We start from the raw sequence: 16982 nt of genomic DNA on the forward strand, positions 1-16982 counted from the left end.
CGAGCGCCACCCCGCACTTCCCCCGACACGCGCCCCCGACCTTCTCCTCACGCCCCCTCGCACCCCACCGAGCCCGAGCGGCGCGCCTCGCACGCCACCGAGTCCGAGCGGGGTGCGCTCGCGCCCCTGTCCCGCGACCGCGGGGTTTTCGGGCTGCACGCGCGCGTGGCCCGTTCGTGCTGTGGTCGGCCCTCCCTAGCATCAGCGGCATGTCCGGTATTTCCCCCCTCTGCGCCTGGTGGGCGCAGCGTCCGCCGGCGGCCGGGGCCGCTGTGATGGCCACCGGCATCATGTCGGTGGGCTTGCACCTGGCGGGGGCGGAGACCGTGTCCCGGGTGGCGCTGGTGCCGGTCTGTGTGATGTGGGTGGGGCTGGCCGCGGACTTCGTCGTACGGCTGGCGCTCGATCGCCGGCGGTGGGCGGCGGAGGCGCGGACGCCGGGCGCGCTCACCGCCGTGGCCGCGACGACGGTGCTGGGGACGCGGTTCTCGGCGCTCGGGTGGCAGACCCTCGCCGAGGCCCTGCTGGCGCTGTCGGCGGTGCTGTGGCCGCCGCTGCTGGTCCTCGTCGTGCGGCACTGGAAGCCGCGGATGCCCGGCGCGGTGTTCCTGGCCTGTGTGGCCACGCAGGGCCTGGCCGCACTGGGAGCGACGCTGGCGGCGGCCGTGACCACGGCGTGGCTCGCCCACCTCTCGCTGGTCCTCTTCTGGCTGGGGCTGGCGATGTACGGGCTCGCCGTGCCCCGGTTCGAGTGGCGGCAGCTCGCCGAGGGGCCCGGTGACCAGTGGGTGGCGGGCGGCGCGCTCGCGATCTCCGCGCTGGCCGGGGCGAGGCTGCTGGCCGCCGACAGTGCGCGGCTTTACCTGTGGAACGACGACGACCGCGGTGTCCTGCGCACGGTGACGGTGGCGCTGCTGGTCCTGGACCTGGCCTGGTACGTCGTCCTGCTGGCCGCGGAGGCGGCGTGGCCCCGGCTCCGTTACGACGTGCGCCGCTGGGCGACGGTGTTCCCGATGGGGATGACGGCGACGGCGACGCTCTCGGTCGCGGCCGCCGTCGGCGGCCCGTGGCTGAAGTGGCCGGGGCGGGTGCTGGTGTGGGTCACGGTGGCGGCCTGGCTGACGGTGGCGGCCGGCGCGGCGGCGGCCGCCCGTGCCGGCCTCAGGAAGGCCCGCTGAGGATGCCGGGGATCAGGTCCACAGGACGGCGATGAAGATGTTCGCCACCGTGAGCAGTCCCACCAGCCCGAAGGCGCCCTTCTCCACCTTCTCGTCGTCCCGTTTCACGTAGACGAGTCCGAGGATCACGATCAGCAGGGCGAGCTTCACGCCGATCTTGACGGTGTTGACGTGGTGGTCGTCGGCCTCGTTGAGGCCGACCAGGATCACGCCGGTCGCGAGCATGGTGAACGCGCCGTGCAGCATCCCGGGGACGAACCGGGCCGTGCCCTGGCCCATCGCCTTCATCTGGGTGAGGAAGCCGCCGAGGAGCGCGGCGATGCCGATGATGTGCAGGCCGACGAAGAGATGGATGAGTACGTCCATGGCTCCGGAGCCTAGTCAGGGCCGTACGGGGCACCGGGCACCGCCCCCTCCCTCCACGCCCGCCATGCCGCATATATGCACCCCATAGCACCCCGCGTCCCCCGTCAGCCCCGGAACCGCCTCTTCGGTCATCCCGTCCCGAGAAGCCGACGGCTCCGGACCGGAATCCCGGTCACATACCGTCGGGTAACGATCCGGTCACGCCAATTCCGCGCATCGCGTTACCGAGCCGACACACGCGGGCCTAGCGTCCTCCCCCAGGTGACCGACTCCCCACCGCCGCCCGGGCCAGGGGCGGCAGTCGGACACCTCCGCCGAGAAGGTCCGGCGGCGGTCCGTTCCCCCTGTGCGGGCCGCCGCCGGACGCGCAATCCGCAGTCCCCCGCGGCCGTACGGGCGCTCCCCTGGCGTTCGGACGGGCGGGACGGCGGTCGTACGAAAGGACGGGACAGTCCAGGTGGCAGCGCACCGCAAGCCCCGACAGCGCTCGCTCAGCGGCAACACGGCCCGCACGGCCGTCACCCTCGCCCTGGCGGGCGCGGCCACCGCGACGGCTTTCGAAGGGACCGGAAACGCCGAGCCGCAACTGACACCGGCGCAGGTGAAGGCCAAGGTGGACCAGCTGTACCAGGAGGCCGAGGCGGCCACCCAGAAGTACGACGGAGCGAAGGACAAGGCCGACTCGGCCGAGCGGCGGCTGAAGTCACTGCAGGACGAGACCGCCCGCGCGCAGGAGCAGCTCAACTCCGCCCGGGACGCGCTCGGTTCGACGGCGGCCGCGCAGTACCGCGACGGTGGCATCGATCCGGCCTGGCAGCTGGCGCTGTCCAGCGACCCCGACCGGTACCTGGACGACGCGGCGTTCGCCGAGCGGGTCGGCGACCGGCAGGCCGGGGCGGTGGCACGGGTGCGCCGGCAGCTGCGGGAGATCGAGCAGCTGCGCGGCGCGGCGCACGTGGAGCTGACCTCGCTGCGGTCCCGGCAGGCCGAGCTGAAGCGGCAGAAGACCGCCGTCAACGGCAAGCTCGGCGAGGCCCGGCGGCTGCTGTCACAGCTGTCGCCGGGGCAGCGGGCGGCGCTCACAGCGGACGACGGCACCGGACGTGCCTCGCGCTCGGCGTCGGACGGCCGCGCCCCCCTGGCCGCCGACAGCGTCGCCGCCCCCGACTCCCGTGCCGCGGCCGCCGTCGCGTACGCCTACTCGAAGCTCGGCAGCCCCTACGTCTGGGGCGCGACCGGCCCCGACGCCTTCGACTGCTCGGGCCTCGCCCAGGCCGCCTACCGCTCCGCCGGCGTCTCCATCCCCCGCACCACCTACGCCCAGATCGACGCCGGCCGCCGCGTCTCCCGCTCCGAACTCCAGCCGGGCGACCTGGTGTTCTTCTACTCTGGCATCAGCCACGTCGGCATCTACATCGGCAACGGCCAGATGATCCACGCGCCCAACCCGTCGGCGCCGGTGCGGATCGCCCCGATCGACGAGATGCCGTTCGCGGGGGCCACGCGGGTCGTGTGAGCCCCCGGCGGGTCTCCGTGAACGCAGGACCCTCGCGGACCCGCCTCAGACCAGGCGCCGCGCCGTCGCCCAGCGGGTCAGCTCGTGCCGGTTCGACAGCTGCAGCTTCCGCAGGACCGCCGACACATGGGACTCGACCGTCTTGACGGAGATGAACAGCTGCTTGGCGATCTCCTTGTAGGCGTAGCCGCGCGCGATGAGGCGCAGGACCTCGCGCTCGCGCTGGGTGAGGCGGTCGAGGTCCTCGTCGACCGGCGGGGCGTCGGTGGAGGCGAAGGCGTCCAGGACGAACCCCGCGAGCCGTGGCGAGAAGACGGCGTCGCCCTCCTGGACCCGGAAGATCGAGTCGACCAGGTCGGTGCCGGTGATCGTCTTGGTGACGTAGCCGCGGGCACCGCCCCGGATCACGCCGATCACGTCCTCGGCCGCGTCCGACACGGACAGCGCGAGGAAGCGCACCGGCTGCTCGGCGTCCGCCATCAACGGGGCGCACCGGCGCAGTACCTCGACCCCGCCGCCGCCCGGCAGGTGCACGTCGAGGAGGACCACCTCGGGCCGGGTCGCGGTGATCACCGAGACCGCCTGGTCGACGTCGGCGGCCTCGCCGACCACCTCGACGCCGGTCTGCTCGGTCTGGCCGATCTCGGCCTGGACGCCCGTCCGGAACATCCGGTGGTCGTCGACGAGGACCACACGCACCCGACGCCCTGCCTTGTCCGCGCCTTCCGCCGGGCCGTTCGCCGGGCCGTTCGCCGGGCCGTTCGCCTCGGTCGCGTCGCTCATGACGTCTTCTCCGCCCTCTCCATCTCCAGCTCGACCTCCGTGCCGCCGCCCGGCACGGACCGCAGCCGTGCGGTTCCGCCGTGGCGCTCCATGCGGCCGATGACCGATTCTCTGACACCCATGCGGTCGGCGGGTATCGAGTCGAGGTCGAAGCCGGGACCACGGTCGCGGACGGAGACGAAGACCGTCCTGCCCTCGACTTCGGCGTAGACCTGGACGGCGCCGCCGTCGCCACCGTACTTGGCCGCGTTGACCATCGCCTCGCGCGCGGCCTGCATCTGTGCGCCCGTCCGTTCGTCGAGCGGGCAGTCCCCGACCACCACGACCTCGATGGGGACGCCGTGCTTGTCCTCCACCTCCGCCGCGTTGCGCCGCACCGCGTCGGCGAGGGTGGTGGGCTCGTCGGCCTCGTCCTTGCCGGTGCCCTCGGGTTTGTAGAGCCAGGTGCGCAGGTCGCGCTCCTGGGCGCGGGCGAGGCGGCGCACCTCGCCCGCGTTCTCCGCGTTGCGCTGGATCAGGGTGAGGGTGTGCAGCACGGAGTCATGGACATGGGCGGCGACCTCGGCGCGCTCCTGGGCGCGGATGCGCATCAGCCGCTCCTCGGAGAGGTCCTGGGTCATCCGCACGAGATACGGACCGGCGAGCAGCGTGATGCCGACGAGCACGGCGAGGGCCGCCTGGAGCACCGCGCCGATGTGTGCGGCCGAGCCCTGCATGACGAAGACGCCCGAGACGCCCGCGGTGACGAGCAGGACACCGACGCCCGCGCGCAGCAGCGTGAGCGTACGGCGCCGGCTGCCGACCTCGACCCAGCGGGCCCGGCGGGCGTTGTCCGCCTGGCGCCAGACCAGGGCGACACCGGCGGCGACCAGGACCATGGGAAGGAGATAGGCCTTGGCGCCGCCGGTCAGGTTGACGCTGCCCACGAACACCATGGACACGATGACCATGAGGAGCAGGGCGACGATCTGGCCGCGGTCCGGTTTGCGGGCGACGAGTCTGCGGCGGCCGTCCGCCGAGGTCTCGGTGGCGACCAGGGACGGCGGCTTCTGGTCGCCGACCCCGCCGACGCCGAGGGGTACGAAGAACCAGAACGCGGCGTACAGCAGCGCGCCGAGGCCGTTGGCCATGAACAGGCCGACGAAGACGAGCCGCACCCAGACCACGGGCAGGCCGAGATGCCCGGCGAGGCCCCGCGCCACTCCGCCGAGCCAGCGGCCGTCGCTGCTTCGGTAGAGCTTGCGCGGCGGCCGCGGGTCGTCGAGGGGCACTGCTGCGGCTTCCGGCATGCCATCGATGTTCACACGCCCGGAGTTGCGGAGCATCAGGGTAGGCCCCCGAGACTCCCCTGATCTTCCGGTTTCCCCGCGCCGGCTCCTGGTTCTCCTGCTGATTTTCCTGCTGGTTCCCCCGCGGCGCGGGCCCGGGTCTCCGTCGCCGCGGCGCCGTTCGAACGCTTCCCGGCCCGGCCTCGGGGCCGATTTCAGGGTTCGGCCAGGGTCATCCCGACTGCCGTTGCGGCGGCACGGCGGTCACCATTGACTCATGACTGATCACGAGCACGCCGCGACGGGTCCGGGACCCGGCCCCGGCCCGCGGCCCGCTGCGGGCACCGGGCCGTCGGATGCCGCGCCCGCCGCGACGGAGTCGGCCGCGACGGGGGCCGGCGCCGGCGGCGCCGGCACGGAAGCCGTCGACGCGGCCTCCCCCCGGTTCCGGCGCGATCGCCGGCACAAGATGATCGCGGGCGTGTGCGCGGGGCTCGGGCGCCACACCGACCTGGACCCGGTGATCTTCCGCATCACCTTGGCCGTGCTGGCCGCGACGGGCGGCATCGGCCTCCTCTTCTACGGCTTCGCCTGGCTCTTCGTGCCGTACGAGGACGACGAGGAGAACGAGGTCCGCAAGCTGCTGACCGGCCGGGTCGACGGTCAGGCCCTGGCGGCCGTGCTGTTCGCGCTGGTCGGCTGCGGAGTGCTGCTGAGCATGATCGGGAACGGCCAGGTGCTGGCGTTCGCCGTCGTCCTCTCCCTGCTGCTGGCCGGTGCCGGGTACTGGTCGCGGCGGCGCGGCGCCCCCGACCCCGACCCGCTGTCCGCCCAGGCCGTCGCCGACGCCCCGCCGGAGGCCCAGGCACCACCGATCCAGATCTCGTACCCCTCGTGGTGGCGCGACCCGATCGTCAAGGACGGCACACATGTCGGAGGTACCGGCTATCTGTGGGGCCCGGGCGACGCCCGCGGCCGGGACGCCCCGGGAGTCGACTTCCGGCTGAGCACCCCGTGGGTCCACGGCCAGGACACCCGCGCCCGGCAGACCCCGCCCCCGAAGCCGCGCGGACCGCGCTGGATCGGCGGCTGGATCTTCCTGTTCGCCCTGGTGGCGGGCAGCCTGGGCACGGGCCTGACATGGGACACACACCCGCTGGGCACCAGCCTCCAGACCGGTCTGGCCTGCGCGCTGATCGTGTTCGGGCTGGGGACGGCGCTCAGCTCGTTCCTGGGACGCACGGGGGCCGGCTCGCTGTTCCTGGCCCTGCTCACGGCGGCCCTGCTGGCGGTCGCGACGGCCCTGCCGTCCGACATCAGCACCCACTGGAGGCGGATGTCCTGGACCCCGGCCACGGCGGCGGAGGTGTCGTCGGCCTACGACCTCGGGACGGGTGTGGCCACGCTGGACCTGACGCACATACGCATCGCCGAGGGAAAGACGGTGTCGACGTCGGCCGAGGTGGGTGCGGGTCAGCTGAAGATCGTCGTGCCGGCGGACGCGACCGTGCGGATGAGCATCGACGTGGGGGTGGGCGACATCCAGTTGCCGGGGGACGACAAGAAGGACGTGGACGTGGAGCCGGGCAAGCACAAGGACGTGACGCTGCCGCCGACGAGCGGAGCGAAGAACGCGGGGACGCTGGACCTGGATCTCCAGGTCGGCGCGGGACAGGTGGAGGTGACCCGTGCTGCGGCATGAGTTCCAGCCCGGACGGCTGGTCGTCGGTGTCTTCCTGACGGCGGCGGGGATCGCCTACGCCGGTGACGCGGGCGGCTGGTGGGACACCGAGTGGTTCGCGGTCATCCCCGTGATGGTGGCCGGCCTCTTCCTGGCAGGGGTGACCGCGGCCCTGACCCGGGCGATACGCAGGCGCCGCGGTACACCGGAAAGCTAGGAGCAGAGCCGGCTAGAGGCCGAGGGAGGCCCGTGCGGAGCGGTGTCGGCGCCGGGCGCGGAGCATCGCGTCCAGGGAGAGGTAGGGGGCGCCGGCGAGGACCAGGGGCAGCCAGGCCATCAGGTAGGCGAGGTCGTTGCCGTAGTAGTACGGGGAGTTGGCCCAGCTGATGGTCAGCCAGAGGCTGAGCGAGATCAGCGCGCCGCCGAGCGCGGCCAGGCGGGCCAGCAGGCCGAAGAGGGTGCCGAGGCCCACGGCCAGCTCGCCGATGGCGATCGCGGTGCCGAAGCCGACGGGGTTCTTCAGCGCCAGGTCGACCAGGGCCGGGATCGCGGCTGAGTCACGGACCGCGCGCATGGTGTCGCCGATGGACCCGGACCCGCCGGATTTCAGGAAGGCGCTGTCGGTCAGCTTGTCCAGGCCGGCGTAGATGAAGGTGACGCCCAGGAAGATCCGCAAGGGAAGGAGGGCGTACCGGGTGGCGGTGTCCCGCAGTCCGCGGTCGCCGTCGAGATACGGGGGGTGCGTGTCCGAACGAATGCCGTGAGTCATCGCCAGTAACCGCCTCTCGCCGCTGTGCCCAGGCCCCTCAACAGACCATACGTACGACAACCGCGACCCGCTCAACCCTCTCCCGGACGTTTTTCCGAATTTCGGCCGGACCCAGACATGCGGGAGGGGGGAGAAAGGAGGGCAAGAAGGGGCAGATGTGGACTCGACCGGTTCTGGTCCGGGAGGCCCGAAGAGGTGACGGGGTGACGACGGAGGCGGGCGGTCCGTCACCCCCGGCGGTTCAGCCACTCCCCGGGGGGGCGTCGGCTCGTCGGCGGCTCAGCCGCGACAGGGCGTCGGCTCGTCGGCCGGTGCGGTCACTCCGTCACCTCGACCACGCACCGGTTGGTCGCCACTCCGGCCGCCGTCACCACCTGGACCTCGACCCAGCCGGGCTCCACGTCGGCCGGGACCGGAACGGTGAGGACATGGTCCGCGGGGTTGCGGAAGCCGCCGGTGACGGGGACCAGGGGGACGTGGACGTTGACGGCGCCGATACGGACGACCATGCGGGAGAGGCGGTCGGCGGTCTGAGCGCCGGGCGGGACGAAGCCGGTGCCGCGGATCTCGATGTCGTCGCCGGTGCGGATCGGAGCGTCCAGGTCACCGGCCTCGCGGGCCCGGACGACGGAGAGGATCACCGGGCGGCCGCCCTCGGCGTACTTGCCGGCCAGGTAGGTCGCGGCGGAGATCAGGACCACCGTCGCGAGGCCCCAGGGCAGGTCGGGGAGCTGGTCGGGGCGGCGCGCGAGCCGTACGGCGGCGAAGAGCAGGGCGACGGCGCTGATGACGACGTACTGGATGTCGGCGAAGGTGCCGCGGCCGGCGTCGTCGGTGAGCAGGTCGGCGGCGCGGGGGCGGTGGGCGCGCACCTTCTGCAGGCGCTGGCCGACGATGCGCAGGCCGACCACCCGGCGCACCAGGACCGCGATGCCGCAGACCACGGCGAGGACGGTCACCGCACCGGCTCCGCGCGCGAGGTCGAGACCGGAGATGAGGGCGTCACGTTCGGCGGGAGAGGAGGCGGCGGCCAGGCGGCCGGCCAGGACGAGGACGGCGTACACGACGAACAGGACCCAGGAGGCGGCGACGGTGCGGGAGGTGGACATCCGGTTGTCCTCGCCGATGACGGGGGCGAGCACCCCGCCGCGCGAGCGGTGGAACCAGGAGGCGGCGGTGAGAGCGAGGGCCACGACCAGGGCGGCGAGCAGTCCGGCGGTGCGGGCGCTGGTCCAGCCCGCGCCGATGGCGGTGAGGGACTGGGTGAGGAGCATGATCACGACGGCTGCCCAGACGGTGCACGCGGTGCGCAGCCAGAGGCGGGCGAGCCAGGCCTCACCCTCGGCACGGCCGCGTTCGGCGACCGCCTCGGCGGACTGGGTGAGTTCCTCCGAGACCCACTGGCGGGAGGCGGAGGCCGAATGGGCCACCGCCGCGGGCAGCCCCTGCCCGGCCGCGAACTCGTCGCGTTTGAGGAGGAATTCGGCGACCGCCCGCCGGTGCCCCTCGCGTGCCCCGTGCGGACAGTCCCCGCACGCGCAGCCACCCCCGTGGACACCCGAACCGGCGCCCTGCCTCGCCTCCTGCACCGCCACGCCCGACGCCCGCCTTCCCCACGCCCGGGGCACGCCGCGCAGGGCCCTCCCCGGGGCTCGACGACGCCGTGCAACTCCCTTGTGTCGAGAGCGAATTGTGCCCTACGCCACGCCATTCGCGAGCAGCAGGTTGGTCACGACGAGTGAAGGTACGGCAGACGTGTTGACCCGGCTGCGAGAATTTCCCCATGGCCGAGATCATCCAGCGGGACGGGACCTGGGCCTTCGACGGCAGCACAGTCCGGATCACGCCTGGACGCCACCGTTCCGTGCCGCTGTTCCGGCAGACCTACGGGGAGATCGCCGTACCCCTGGAAGCGGTGTCGGGGGTGGTGTACGAGCCGGAGCGCAAGCGGGGGCGGCTGAGGATGCGGCTGCGCGAGGGGGCGGACCCGTTGTTGCAGGCGACGGGCGGGCGGTTGCCGGAGGCGGCGGATCCGTACCGGCTGACGGTGGACGGGGACCGGTCCGGGGTGGCCGAGTACGTCGTGGCGGAGATCCGGCAGTCGCTGCTGCTGGACCAGGTCCCCAAGGAGCCGACGAAGACGTATCTGCTGCCGGGGCCGCCGGTGCCGGTGTCGGTGCGGTCGTCGGACGGCACGGTGTCGTTCGACGGTACGCAGGTGCGCGTCGACTGGGCCGACACCTCGGACCGGGTCAAGCGGGCCACCGGGCCCCGGATCATCGGCATCGGCGATCTGGTGCAGGTGGAGTGGCTGCCCAACTCCGGCCACGAGGACGGCTTCCTGCGGTTCGTGACCCGGGAGACGGTGTTCTCGAAGCTGCCTGCCGAGCGCGACCCGTACGCCCTCGACCTGTGGGGCAGCGTCCGCCGCGACCTGCTGACGGCGCTGGTCGCGGCGGCGGTCACGGCCCGGCTGCCGCATCCGTCGACCCGGCCGGGCACGGAGTACACCGACCGGAACCGGGACCGGCCCGCGGTGCCCGCGCCGCGCCGGTCGGCCGACCATCACGACGTCCTGCTGCGCCGGCTGCGGGAGCTGGGCGAGCTGCACCGGGACGGGGTGCTCACGGACGAGGAGTTCGCGCTGACGAAGGCGGCCGTGCTGCGGAGCTTCTGAGCGGCGGGCCAGGCGGGTCCGGCGAAGTCCGCTGCGGTTCGGCAGCGCCCCTTCGGGGCGCTGGGGGTACCCCCAGCCGAAGGCTGGGGGAGGAACTGCGCGACCAGCCACGACGGCGCCGCAGACGGCAGACGGCAGACGGCACATCGCGGCACTTCCAGCGGAGCGCTTAGCTGAGCAGGTCCGGTTCGCTGCGGCTGATGTCCTGCCACAGGGGCTGGTAGTTGATCCAGGCCACCAGGTCGCCGCCGAGCTGTTCCCGGGTGGCGACGGCGAGCTTGTGGTCGATGAGCAGCGGGCGGCCGGCCGCCTTGGCGGTCAGCTGGACCTGCGCGGACTTCTCCATCGACAGGAACCACCAAGCCGCCGCGTCCACCGAGTCGCCGACGGTCAGCAGCCCGTGGTTGCGCAGCACCAGCGCCTTGCGGGAGCCGAGGGCGGCGGCGATGCGGCGGCCCTCCTCGGCGTCGACGGCGACGCCGGTGTACGAGTCGTAGAGGGCGTGGTCCTCGTAGAAGGCGCAGCTCTCCTGGCTGATCGGGTCGAGCAGGTCACCGAGGGCGGACAGGGCGCGGCCGTGCACGGAGTGGCAGTGGGCGACGGCGACGACGTCCGGGCGGGCCGCGTGCACCTGGACGTGGACGGTGAAGGCGGCCTGGTTGACGTGGTAACGGCCCTCGATCACCTGGCCGTCCTGGTTGGCGAGGACCAGGTCACCGACGGTGACGTGCTTGAACGGCATGCCGAACGGGTTGACCCAGAAGCAGTTCGAGTATTCGGGGTCGCGGGCGGTGATGTGCCCCGACACCCCGTCCTCCAGTCCGGCCCGGCCGAAGATCCGCAGCGCGCCGGCGAGCCGCTCCTTGCGATGCCGGCGCTCGTCGTCGAGCGAGTCGTACATCGGCGGCATCGCGAACTGGAGTTGGTCGGTGGGCAGCGGAAGGGGCGGAGTCGGCCCGTGCATAGGTCCTCCAGCACTGGGTTTGTGTTACGGCCGGAAGTTACCGCCGGTCAGTGCAGGAAAACAGAGCTGTTCTGTAAAGATGACGCGCGCGAGCAGATCGCGACAGAAGATGTCGGGAATCGGCGGCTCAGCGACCCGTACGACACACGTCGAAGAGGTGGCGCCGCCGGAGCCGTGCCACCTCTTCTTCAGCTTCTTCAGCCTCTTCCGCACCGGGCGCGATCTGACGCGCCCGGGCCTACTCCCACTCGATGGTGCCCGGCGGCTTCGAGGTGACGTCGAGGACGACCCGGTTGACGTCCCGGACCTCGTTGGTGATCCGGGTGGAGATCTTCGCGAGGACCTCGTACGGCAGGCGGGACCAGTCGGCCGTCATGGCGTCCTCGGAGGAGACCGGGCGCAGGACGATCGGGTGGCCGTAGGTGCGGCCGTCGCCCTGGACGCCGACCGAGCGGACGTCCGCGAGCAGGACCACCGGGCACTGCCAGATGTCGCGGTCGAGGCCGGCCGTGGTCAGCTCCTCGCGGGCGATCGCGTCGGCCTCGCGGAGCAGGTCCAGACGCTCCTTGGTGACCTCGCCGACGATCCGGATGCCTAGACCCGGGCCCGGGAACGGCTGGCGCTGGACGATCTCCTCCGGCAGGCCGAGCTCCTGGCCGACCATCCGGACCTCGTCCTTGAACAGCTTGCGGAGCGGCTCGATCAGCTTGAACTCGAGGTCTTCCGGCAGGCCGCCGACGTTGTGGTGCGACTTGATGTTCGCGGTGCCGGTGCCGCCGCCGGACTCCACGACGTCCGGGTAGAGGGTGCCCTGGACCAGGAACTCCACGGCCGGGCCGGCGTCGGCGATGATCTCGGCCTGGGCCTGCTCGAAGACCCGGATGAACTCGCGGCCGATGATCTTCCGCTTCTGCTCCGGGTCGGAGACGCCGGCGAGGGCGTCGAGGAAGCGGGCTTCCGCGTCGACGACCTTCAGCTGGACGCCGGTCGCGGCCACGAAGTCCTTCTCGACCTGCTCGGTCTCGCCCTTGCGCATCAGGCCGTGGTCGACATACACACAGGTCAGCTGGGAGCCGATGGCCTTCTGGACGAGGGCGGCGGCCACCGCGGAGTCGACGCCGCCGGACAGGCCGCAGATGGCGCGCTTGTCGCCGACCAGCTCGCGGATCGCGGCGACCTGCTCGTCGATGACGTTGCCGGTGGTCCAGGTCGGCTTGAGGCCCGCGCCCCGGTACAGGAAGTGCTCCAGGACCTGCTGGCCGTGCGTGGAGTGCATGACCTCGGGGTGGTACTGGACGCCGTAGAGCTTCTTCTCGTCGTTCTCGAAGGCGGCGACCGGGACGACGTCCGTGGACGCGCTGACGGTGAAGCCCTCGGGGGCGGCGGAGCAGGCGTCGCCGTGCGACATCCACACGTGCTGCTCGGCGGGGGTGCCCTCGAACAGGGTGGAGGCCGTCTTGGAGACATGCAGGTCGGTACGGCCGTACTCGCGGGCGCCGGTGTTGTCGACGGTGCCGCCGAGGACCTGCGCCATCAGCTGGAAGCCGTAGCACATGCCGAAGACGGGGACGCCGGCCTCGAAGAGCTCGCGGTCCAGGCGGGGGGCGCCCTCCTCGTACACGGACGAGGGGCCGCCGGAGAGGATGATCGCCGCCGGGTTCTTGGCGAGCATCTCGGCGACCGGCATGGTGCTGGGCACGATCTCGCTGTAGACCCGGGCCTCGCGGACGCGGCGGGCGATGAGCTGGGCGTACTGCGCGCCGAAGTCGACGACCAGGACGGTGTCGGGAGCGGCGGCAGCGGGAGTCGCTGATGACACGGGGTGCCTTCCGGCGGTCGGGCGGGGGTCTGTGTCACCGATTCTAACGGGGTGGCTGTCGGGCACCTCGCCGTACGCCGGGGGCTCCGCCCCCGGACCCCCGGTCCCATGCCCACCCACCACCCGACTCGGCAAACCAGAAACTGACCGCCCCACCCGACCCGGCCAGCCAAAAGGCGCCCCCGGCCCGGTCGGCCAAAGCGCGCCCCCTGACCCGGTACGCCAAAGGCCCCCTGCCCCGGTGGGCCAAGAAGTAGCCCCCCTGACCCGCGGTACGCCAAAAGGTCCCCCCTGACCCGGTGGGCAAAAAGCCCCCCCGACCCGGTAGGCCAGGAAATAGACCACCTGACCCGGTAGGCCAGGAAGTAGCCCACCCGGCCCGGTCCGCCGGGGCGGTTCTGTGGCATACTCGCCCCCATGCTCACTCAGACGACCTTCCTCTTTACCTATGGCGACCGGCCCACCGGCTGCCATGGTCGTGCTGCTTGAGCTACTGACAAGCGACTTCCCCAGGCGCCCCGGGCCGACAAGGTCCGGGGCGCCTGGTGTTTCTCCGGATCCTGTCGCTCCGGGGCACCGCACCCCTTCCGACGAGGAGCCCCCATGAACGCGATCGACGTGACCGGTGCCCGTACCCCCGAGGCCGCCGAGGTGATCAGCGGTGCGCGGCAGCGCATCGACGCGCTCGACGACCGGATCATCGGTCTGATCCAGGAACGGATGGCCGTCTCCGCCGTTGTCCAGGAGGCACGGATCACCTCCGGCGGCCGCCGGGTGAACCTCTCCCGGGAGATGGAGATCCTCGGCCACTACAGCACGGCGCTCGGCAGGCCCGGCACCGCCCTCGCCATGACGCTCCTGGAACTGTGCCGGGGTCGCATCTGAGTCGGGCGGATCTGGAGTTCGGGGGCCTTCTCACCCGTACGGCGCGTGACCGGCCCGCGAACCGCTTCGTTGGTGGGGTGTCCGTGTCAGCCAGGGGCGGGCCCGAAAGAACCACGCGTGGCTTCACTGGGGCGATGAGGCGTACGGAACGTGCCGTGCGTCGTGGGACCTCGCTCCAGTCAAGTGACCGGACGGCAGGGGACAGCAGCCCGGTCACCCAAGAGACGGCCGGCTCCGGGGACGCCCGGGGCCGACCGGCGGAAAATTGCAAAAATGCATAAGGGCTGGGTCAAACGGTTGCGGAGGCCGCGTGCATCCAGCACGATGCGTAGAAGGCTCGCAAGGGTCTTCGGAGTTCCCAAGTCCCAGTTCAGGCAACGGAATTGCCGTGTGCCGACCGTCCGCCAAAGGTCGAGACCTGCCGTACGCCCCGAGCACGCCGGGGCGCCGACCCGAGGCTCGGACGGTGGTGCAGGGCGCGAGACCAGCGGCGCAACCCCCCGGCGCCGCTTCCAGGCACCGACGCTGCCCTGACGTCGGTGCTGACGAAAGAAGGGCCCCGCGGCTCCGACCCGCGGGGCCCTTCGCCTGCGCTCGGCAGACTAGGTACGGCTGACCGTGCCGCAGGCCTCCTGCTTGCCGATGTCGCGGCTGCGGTCGTACGGGTCGACGGACGGGCCGGTCGGGGCGGCGCTGCCGGTCGGCGCCTGGGACGGGAACTGCGGGTGCAGATAGCCGTCGTTGATGTCACAGGCCGAGTTGCCGGCGTCCTCGTCGTAGCGGAGGAGGGTCAGCCGGCCGGGAGTGACCTGGTACCGCGTGGGGTCGGGGAGTTCGGCGTCGATCACGCGGCGCACGATCGTGCGGGTGACCTCGGTGGAACCGCCCGCGCGGACGACCGGGTAGACGAAGGTGTAGTCGGCGTGCACGGCCACGCCCTCGAACTTGCCCTTCGCGAAGGTGATCCGGCCGCGCACCTTGACGACCTTCCCGGCCTGCTTCACGTCCTTCGGATCGAAGCGGCTGAAGAGGAACAGCGGGTCATGGGTCTTGCTCGGGCTGTGCAGCGAGGTCTTGAGGTTGTCGAGCACGTCGGGCTGCTTGGGGTCGAGCACCGAGAGGGCGGCCTCGGGACGGCCGCCGGCCACCACGTCGGGGTTCAGGTTGGCGTCGACCAGCAGCTTCTTGGTCTGCTGGAGGGCCAGTTCGACGCGGTCCTTCGGGATCGCTCCGAGCGCGGTGGCCTTCGGCAGCACGATGCCGGCCGCGCCGTCGGCCCAGCGCAGCGCCGGGGAACCGGCGAACGGATGGGCGAGCGTGGGGGTGTCGGAGGCGACGGCGGAGGGCGGGGCGGTCGGCGTGGTGGTCTCGGCGGGCAGGGGCGTGGTGGCGGTGTCCGTGCCGGCGGTCGAGCCGAAGGGGTCGCCGGGGATCAGGGAGGGCCGCATCGCCACGACGGCCACGGCGATCGCCAGCGGAACACCGATGACCGCCCATGTTCTGCGGCGGCGGGTGGCCCGCCCGTTCATCTCCTGCCAGGCGGGCCCGGTCCGCCACCCCTCGGGCTCCCCCTTGCGCTCCTTGAGCCGCTCGGTCACCTCGCGGGCACGTGCGGAGGGCTCCTTGGGGGCGGACTTGCGGATGTCCCGTTCGGTGTCCTGGAGGAACTGCTCCCACACCTCGTCGGATATGGAGGAGGACGACGGCTCGTCCCCCGACGATTCTTCGGACCGTCTGTCAGACATGACACTCTCTCGCTCGGCCGTTCGACGGGGGCGAGAATAGCCTTGGAGTCGACTGTGTCCATGCCATGCCCGGCAATTGGTTTCGAGCGGCGGCGATCCCGAGATCGAGTGATCCACGTCACATGAGGATGTGTGAATGTGGAGGCAACCATTCACACGACTTGCCGGTCACATCAGCGGAACCAGCGGTGACATCCATCCACCGCAGCTGATGTTACGGGGGTCCTCATGAAGCTTCGTCGGGTCATGGCCGCGGCGGCCGTCACGGCCGTCATCGCGCCGGTCGCCCTGCTGTCCGCGCCGGCCGCGTTCGCGGACGAGTCGCCGTCGGCGTCGGAGAGCGCGCCGAGCGAGATACCGAGCGACACTGCCTCGGCCTCGGCCTCGCCGTCCGACTCCGTCGCACCGAGCGACAGCGCGTCGGCGTCCGAGTCCGCGTCGGCCTCCGCCTCGCCCAGCGACAGCGCGAGCGCCAGTTCCAGCGCGTCCGCCTCCGCCGAGCCGTCCGAGTCGGCCGAGCCCAGCGAGGACCCGTCCGACCCGGACGTGCCGTACTGCGAGGACCTCGACGAGAACTTCGGCGACGCCAAGGTGTCCGCCGACATCAAGGGCCTGCCCGGCAAGATCGTCGCGGGCGACGGCTTCCACGGCTTCGAGCTGGTCGTGACGAACGAGTCCAAGACGGATGTCGAGGGCGTCGCCTTCTACGCCGAGATCGAGAACTACGAGCTCGACGAGTCGAAGTACCTCAGCCCGTACGTCGACCTGGAGTTCAAGAACCCCGACACCGGCTCCTGGGACCGGATCGGCAGCGACGACTGGGCCGGCGACTACTTCTTCTATGTACCGAAGCTGAAGTCCGGCGCGAGCGAGTCGGTCGACCTGCGGGTCTCCATCGACGCCAAGGCGCCCGCCGGTGACGCCTACTCCTTCGGCTCCGGCGCCTACCTCGACAAGGTCGACGGCCAGGACTGCATCGCCGAGGGCTGGGCCCAGTACGACTTCACGGTCCTCAAGGCCGGCTCGTCCAACCCGGACCCGGGTACGGCCACGCCGAGCGACAACGGCGGCAAGGACTCCGTGAAGAAGCCGCAGGGCAACGTCTCCGACCTGCCGACCGGCAACCTCGCCGACACCGGCTCCAGCTCGGCGCTCCCGGTCATCGGTCTGGTCGGCGGGGTCGCCGTCGTGGTCGGCGCCGGCGCGGTGGTCCTGGTACGGCGGCGGAAGGCCGGCACGGGCGCGGACGCCTGAGCCGCACAGAGCAAGGTCGCGCGAACCGTCGTAAGGCGGCGGTCGCGCACCGATCGAAGAGGGACCTGGGCTCGGAG

The 16982-nt window shown here is 71.9% G+C and carries 15 protein-coding genes; 7 read left to right on the forward strand and 8 right to left on the reverse strand.

Features of this window, described 5'->3' with window-relative positions; all coding sequences use genetic code 11:
• The first annotated feature begins 209 nt into the window (after positions 1 to 209).
• Entirely contained in the window at positions 210 to 1178 is a 969-nt protein-coding gene (locus KVT45_RS43395; protein WP_217555042.1) for a tellurite resistance/C4-dicarboxylate transporter family protein, read from the forward strand.
• Positions 1179 to 1190: 12 nt separating this feature from the next.
• On the opposite strand, the gene KVT45_RS43400 is transcribed toward KVT45_RS43395, so the two are convergent.
• On the reverse strand, positions 1191 to 1544 hold the full coding sequence (locus KVT45_RS43400) for a hypothetical protein (RefSeq protein ID WP_217555043.1): 354 nt from the start codon (positions 1542 to 1544) through the stop codon (positions 1191 to 1193).
• Between the two features lie 457 nt (positions 1545 to 2001).
• Between KVT45_RS43400 and KVT45_RS43405 the strand changes: the two genes are divergently transcribed.
• A complete protein-coding gene (locus KVT45_RS43405) occupies positions 2002 to 3060 on the forward strand; it encodes a C40 family peptidase (RefSeq protein ID WP_217555044.1) in 1059 nt (352 codons plus the stop codon).
• Positions 3061 to 3105: 45 nt separating this feature from the next.
• On the opposite strand, the gene KVT45_RS43410 is transcribed toward KVT45_RS43405, so the two are convergent.
• Both KVT45_RS43410 and KVT45_RS43415 read right to left on the reverse strand, forming a co-directional pair.
• Positions 3106 to 3843 carry a response regulator transcription factor gene (locus KVT45_RS43410; protein WP_089099354.1) on the reverse strand — a complete coding sequence of 246 codons (738 nt, stop codon included), beginning with the start codon at positions 3841 to 3843 and terminating at the stop codon, positions 3106 to 3108.
• A complete protein-coding gene (locus tag KVT45_RS43415) occupies positions 3840 to 5132 on the reverse strand; it encodes an ATP-binding protein (protein ID WP_217555045.1) in 1293 nt (430 codons plus the stop codon). Before KVT45_RS43415 ends, KVT45_RS43410 begins: the two co-directional genes overlap by 4 nt.
• A 256-nt stretch (positions 5133 to 5388) precedes the next feature.
• Between KVT45_RS43415 and KVT45_RS43420 the strand changes: the two genes are divergently transcribed.
• Together KVT45_RS43420 and KVT45_RS43425 are read left to right on the forward strand one after the other, a co-directional pair.
• The gene (locus KVT45_RS43420; RefSeq protein WP_217555047.1) at positions 5389 to 6813 is read left to right on the forward strand and encodes a PspC domain-containing protein; all 1425 of its coding nucleotides are present in this window, start codon (positions 5389 to 5391) and stop codon (positions 6811 to 6813) included.
• Positions 6800 to 7009: a hypothetical protein gene (locus KVT45_RS43425; RefSeq protein WP_089099356.1), complete on the forward strand. Its 210-nt coding sequence runs from the start codon at positions 6800 to 6802 to the stop codon at positions 7007 to 7009. The genes KVT45_RS43420 and KVT45_RS43425 overlap by 14 nt, the downstream gene beginning before the upstream one ends.
• Positions 7010 to 7021: 12 nt before the next feature.
• On the opposite strand, the gene KVT45_RS43430 is transcribed toward KVT45_RS43425, so the two are convergent.
• Together KVT45_RS43430 and KVT45_RS43435 are read right to left on the reverse strand one after the other, a co-directional pair.
• Complete coding sequence (locus KVT45_RS43430) at positions 7022 to 7561, reverse strand: DoxX family protein (protein ID WP_089099357.1); 540 nt, start codon at positions 7559 to 7561, stop codon at positions 7022 to 7024.
• A 317-nt stretch (positions 7562 to 7878) separates the two neighbouring features.
• Positions 7879 to 9156, reverse strand: coding sequence for a hypothetical protein (locus tag KVT45_RS43435; RefSeq protein ID WP_217555048.1), 1278 nt, complete (start codon positions 9154 to 9156; stop codon positions 7879 to 7881).
• Positions 9157 to 9344: 188 nt separating this feature from the next.
• On the opposite strand from KVT45_RS43435, the gene KVT45_RS43440 reads away from it, so the two are divergent.
• Positions 9345 to 10238 (forward strand): DUF4429 domain-containing protein, encoded by an 894-nt coding sequence (locus tag KVT45_RS43440; protein WP_217555049.1) that lies wholly within the window; start codon positions 9345 to 9347, stop codon positions 10236 to 10238.
• 169 nt (positions 10239 to 10407) lie between these two features.
• On the opposite strand, the gene KVT45_RS43445 is transcribed toward KVT45_RS43440, so the two are convergent.
• Both KVT45_RS43445 and guaA read right to left on the reverse strand, forming a co-directional pair.
• Complete coding sequence (locus KVT45_RS43445) at positions 10408 to 11202, reverse strand: class II aldolase/adducin family protein (protein WP_217555050.1); 795 nt, start codon at positions 11200 to 11202, stop codon at positions 10408 to 10410.
• 238 nt (positions 11203 to 11440) lie between these two features.
• Complete coding sequence (gene guaA / locus KVT45_RS43450; protein WP_217555051.1) at positions 11441 to 13021, reverse strand: glutamine-hydrolyzing GMP synthase; 1581 nt, start codon at positions 13019 to 13021, stop codon at positions 11441 to 11443.
• Positions 13022 to 13624: 603 nt separating this feature from the next.
• Between guaA and KVT45_RS43455 the strand changes: the two genes are divergently transcribed.
• Positions 13625 to 13906 (forward strand): chorismate mutase, encoded by a 282-nt coding sequence (locus KVT45_RS43455; RefSeq protein WP_217555052.1) that lies wholly within the window; start codon positions 13625 to 13627, stop codon positions 13904 to 13906.
• 602 nt (positions 13907 to 14508) lie between these two features.
• Here the strand turns inward: KVT45_RS43455 and KVT45_RS43460 are convergent.
• Entirely contained in the window at positions 14509 to 15651 is a 1143-nt protein-coding gene (locus KVT45_RS43460; RefSeq protein WP_217555053.1) for a hypothetical protein, read from the reverse strand.
• A 228-nt stretch (positions 15652 to 15879) separates the two neighbouring features.
• On the opposite strand from KVT45_RS43460, the gene KVT45_RS43465 reads away from it, so the two are divergent.
• Positions 15880 to 16905 carry an LAETG motif-containing sortase-dependent surface protein gene (locus KVT45_RS43465; protein WP_217555055.1) on the forward strand — a complete coding sequence of 342 codons (1026 nt, stop codon included), beginning with the start codon at positions 15880 to 15882 and terminating at the stop codon, positions 16903 to 16905.
• Positions 16906 to 16982 lie beyond the last annotated feature (77 nt).

Source organism: Streptomyces sp. GbtcB6 (genome assembly GCF_019091475.1).
Classification (GTDB): Bacteria; Actinomycetota; Actinomycetes; order Streptomycetales; family Streptomycetaceae; genus Streptomyces; species Streptomyces hyaluromycini.

What these genes read in the sequence shown, in the direction of transcription:
- KVT45_RS43395 (WP_217555042.1), top strand. Translation starts at nt 210, where the DNA reads ATGTCCGGTATTTCCCCCCTCTGCGCCTGGTGGGCGCAGCGTCCGCCG.
- KVT45_RS43400 (WP_217555043.1), bottom strand. Translation starts at nt 1,544, where the DNA reads ATGGACGTACTCATCCATCTCTTCGTCGGCCTGCACATCATCGGCATC.
- KVT45_RS43410 (WP_089099354.1), bottom strand. Translation starts at nt 3,843, where the DNA reads ATGAGCGACGCGACCGAGGCGAACGGCCCGGCGAACGGCCCGGCGAAC.
- KVT45_RS43415 (WP_217555045.1), bottom strand. Translation starts at nt 5,132, where the DNA reads ATGCCGGAAGCCGCAGCAGTGCCCCTCGACGACCCGCGGCCGCCGCGC.
- KVT45_RS43420 (WP_217555047.1), top strand. Translation starts at nt 5,389, where the DNA reads ATGACTGATCACGAGCACGCCGCGACGGGTCCGGGACCCGGCCCCGGC.
- KVT45_RS43430 (WP_089099357.1), bottom strand. Translation starts at nt 7,561, where the DNA reads ATGACTCACGGCATTCGTTCGGACACGCACCCCCCGTATCTCGACGGC.
- KVT45_RS43440 (WP_217555049.1), top strand. Translation starts at nt 9,345, where the DNA reads ATGGCCGAGATCATCCAGCGGGACGGGACCTGGGCCTTCGACGGCAGC.
- KVT45_RS43445 (WP_217555050.1), bottom strand. Translation starts at nt 11,202, where the DNA reads ATGCACGGGCCGACTCCGCCCCTTCCGCTGCCCACCGACCAACTCCAG.
- KVT45_RS43455 (WP_217555052.1), top strand. Translation starts at nt 13,625, where the DNA reads ATGAACGCGATCGACGTGACCGGTGCCCGTACCCCCGAGGCCGCCGAG.
- KVT45_RS43460 (WP_217555053.1), bottom strand. Translation starts at nt 15,651, where the DNA reads ATGTCTGACAGACGGTCCGAAGAATCGTCGGGGGACGAGCCGTCGTCC.
- KVT45_RS43465 (WP_217555055.1), top strand. Translation starts at nt 15,880, where the DNA reads ATGAAGCTTCGTCGGGTCATGGCCGCGGCGGCCGTCACGGCCGTCATC.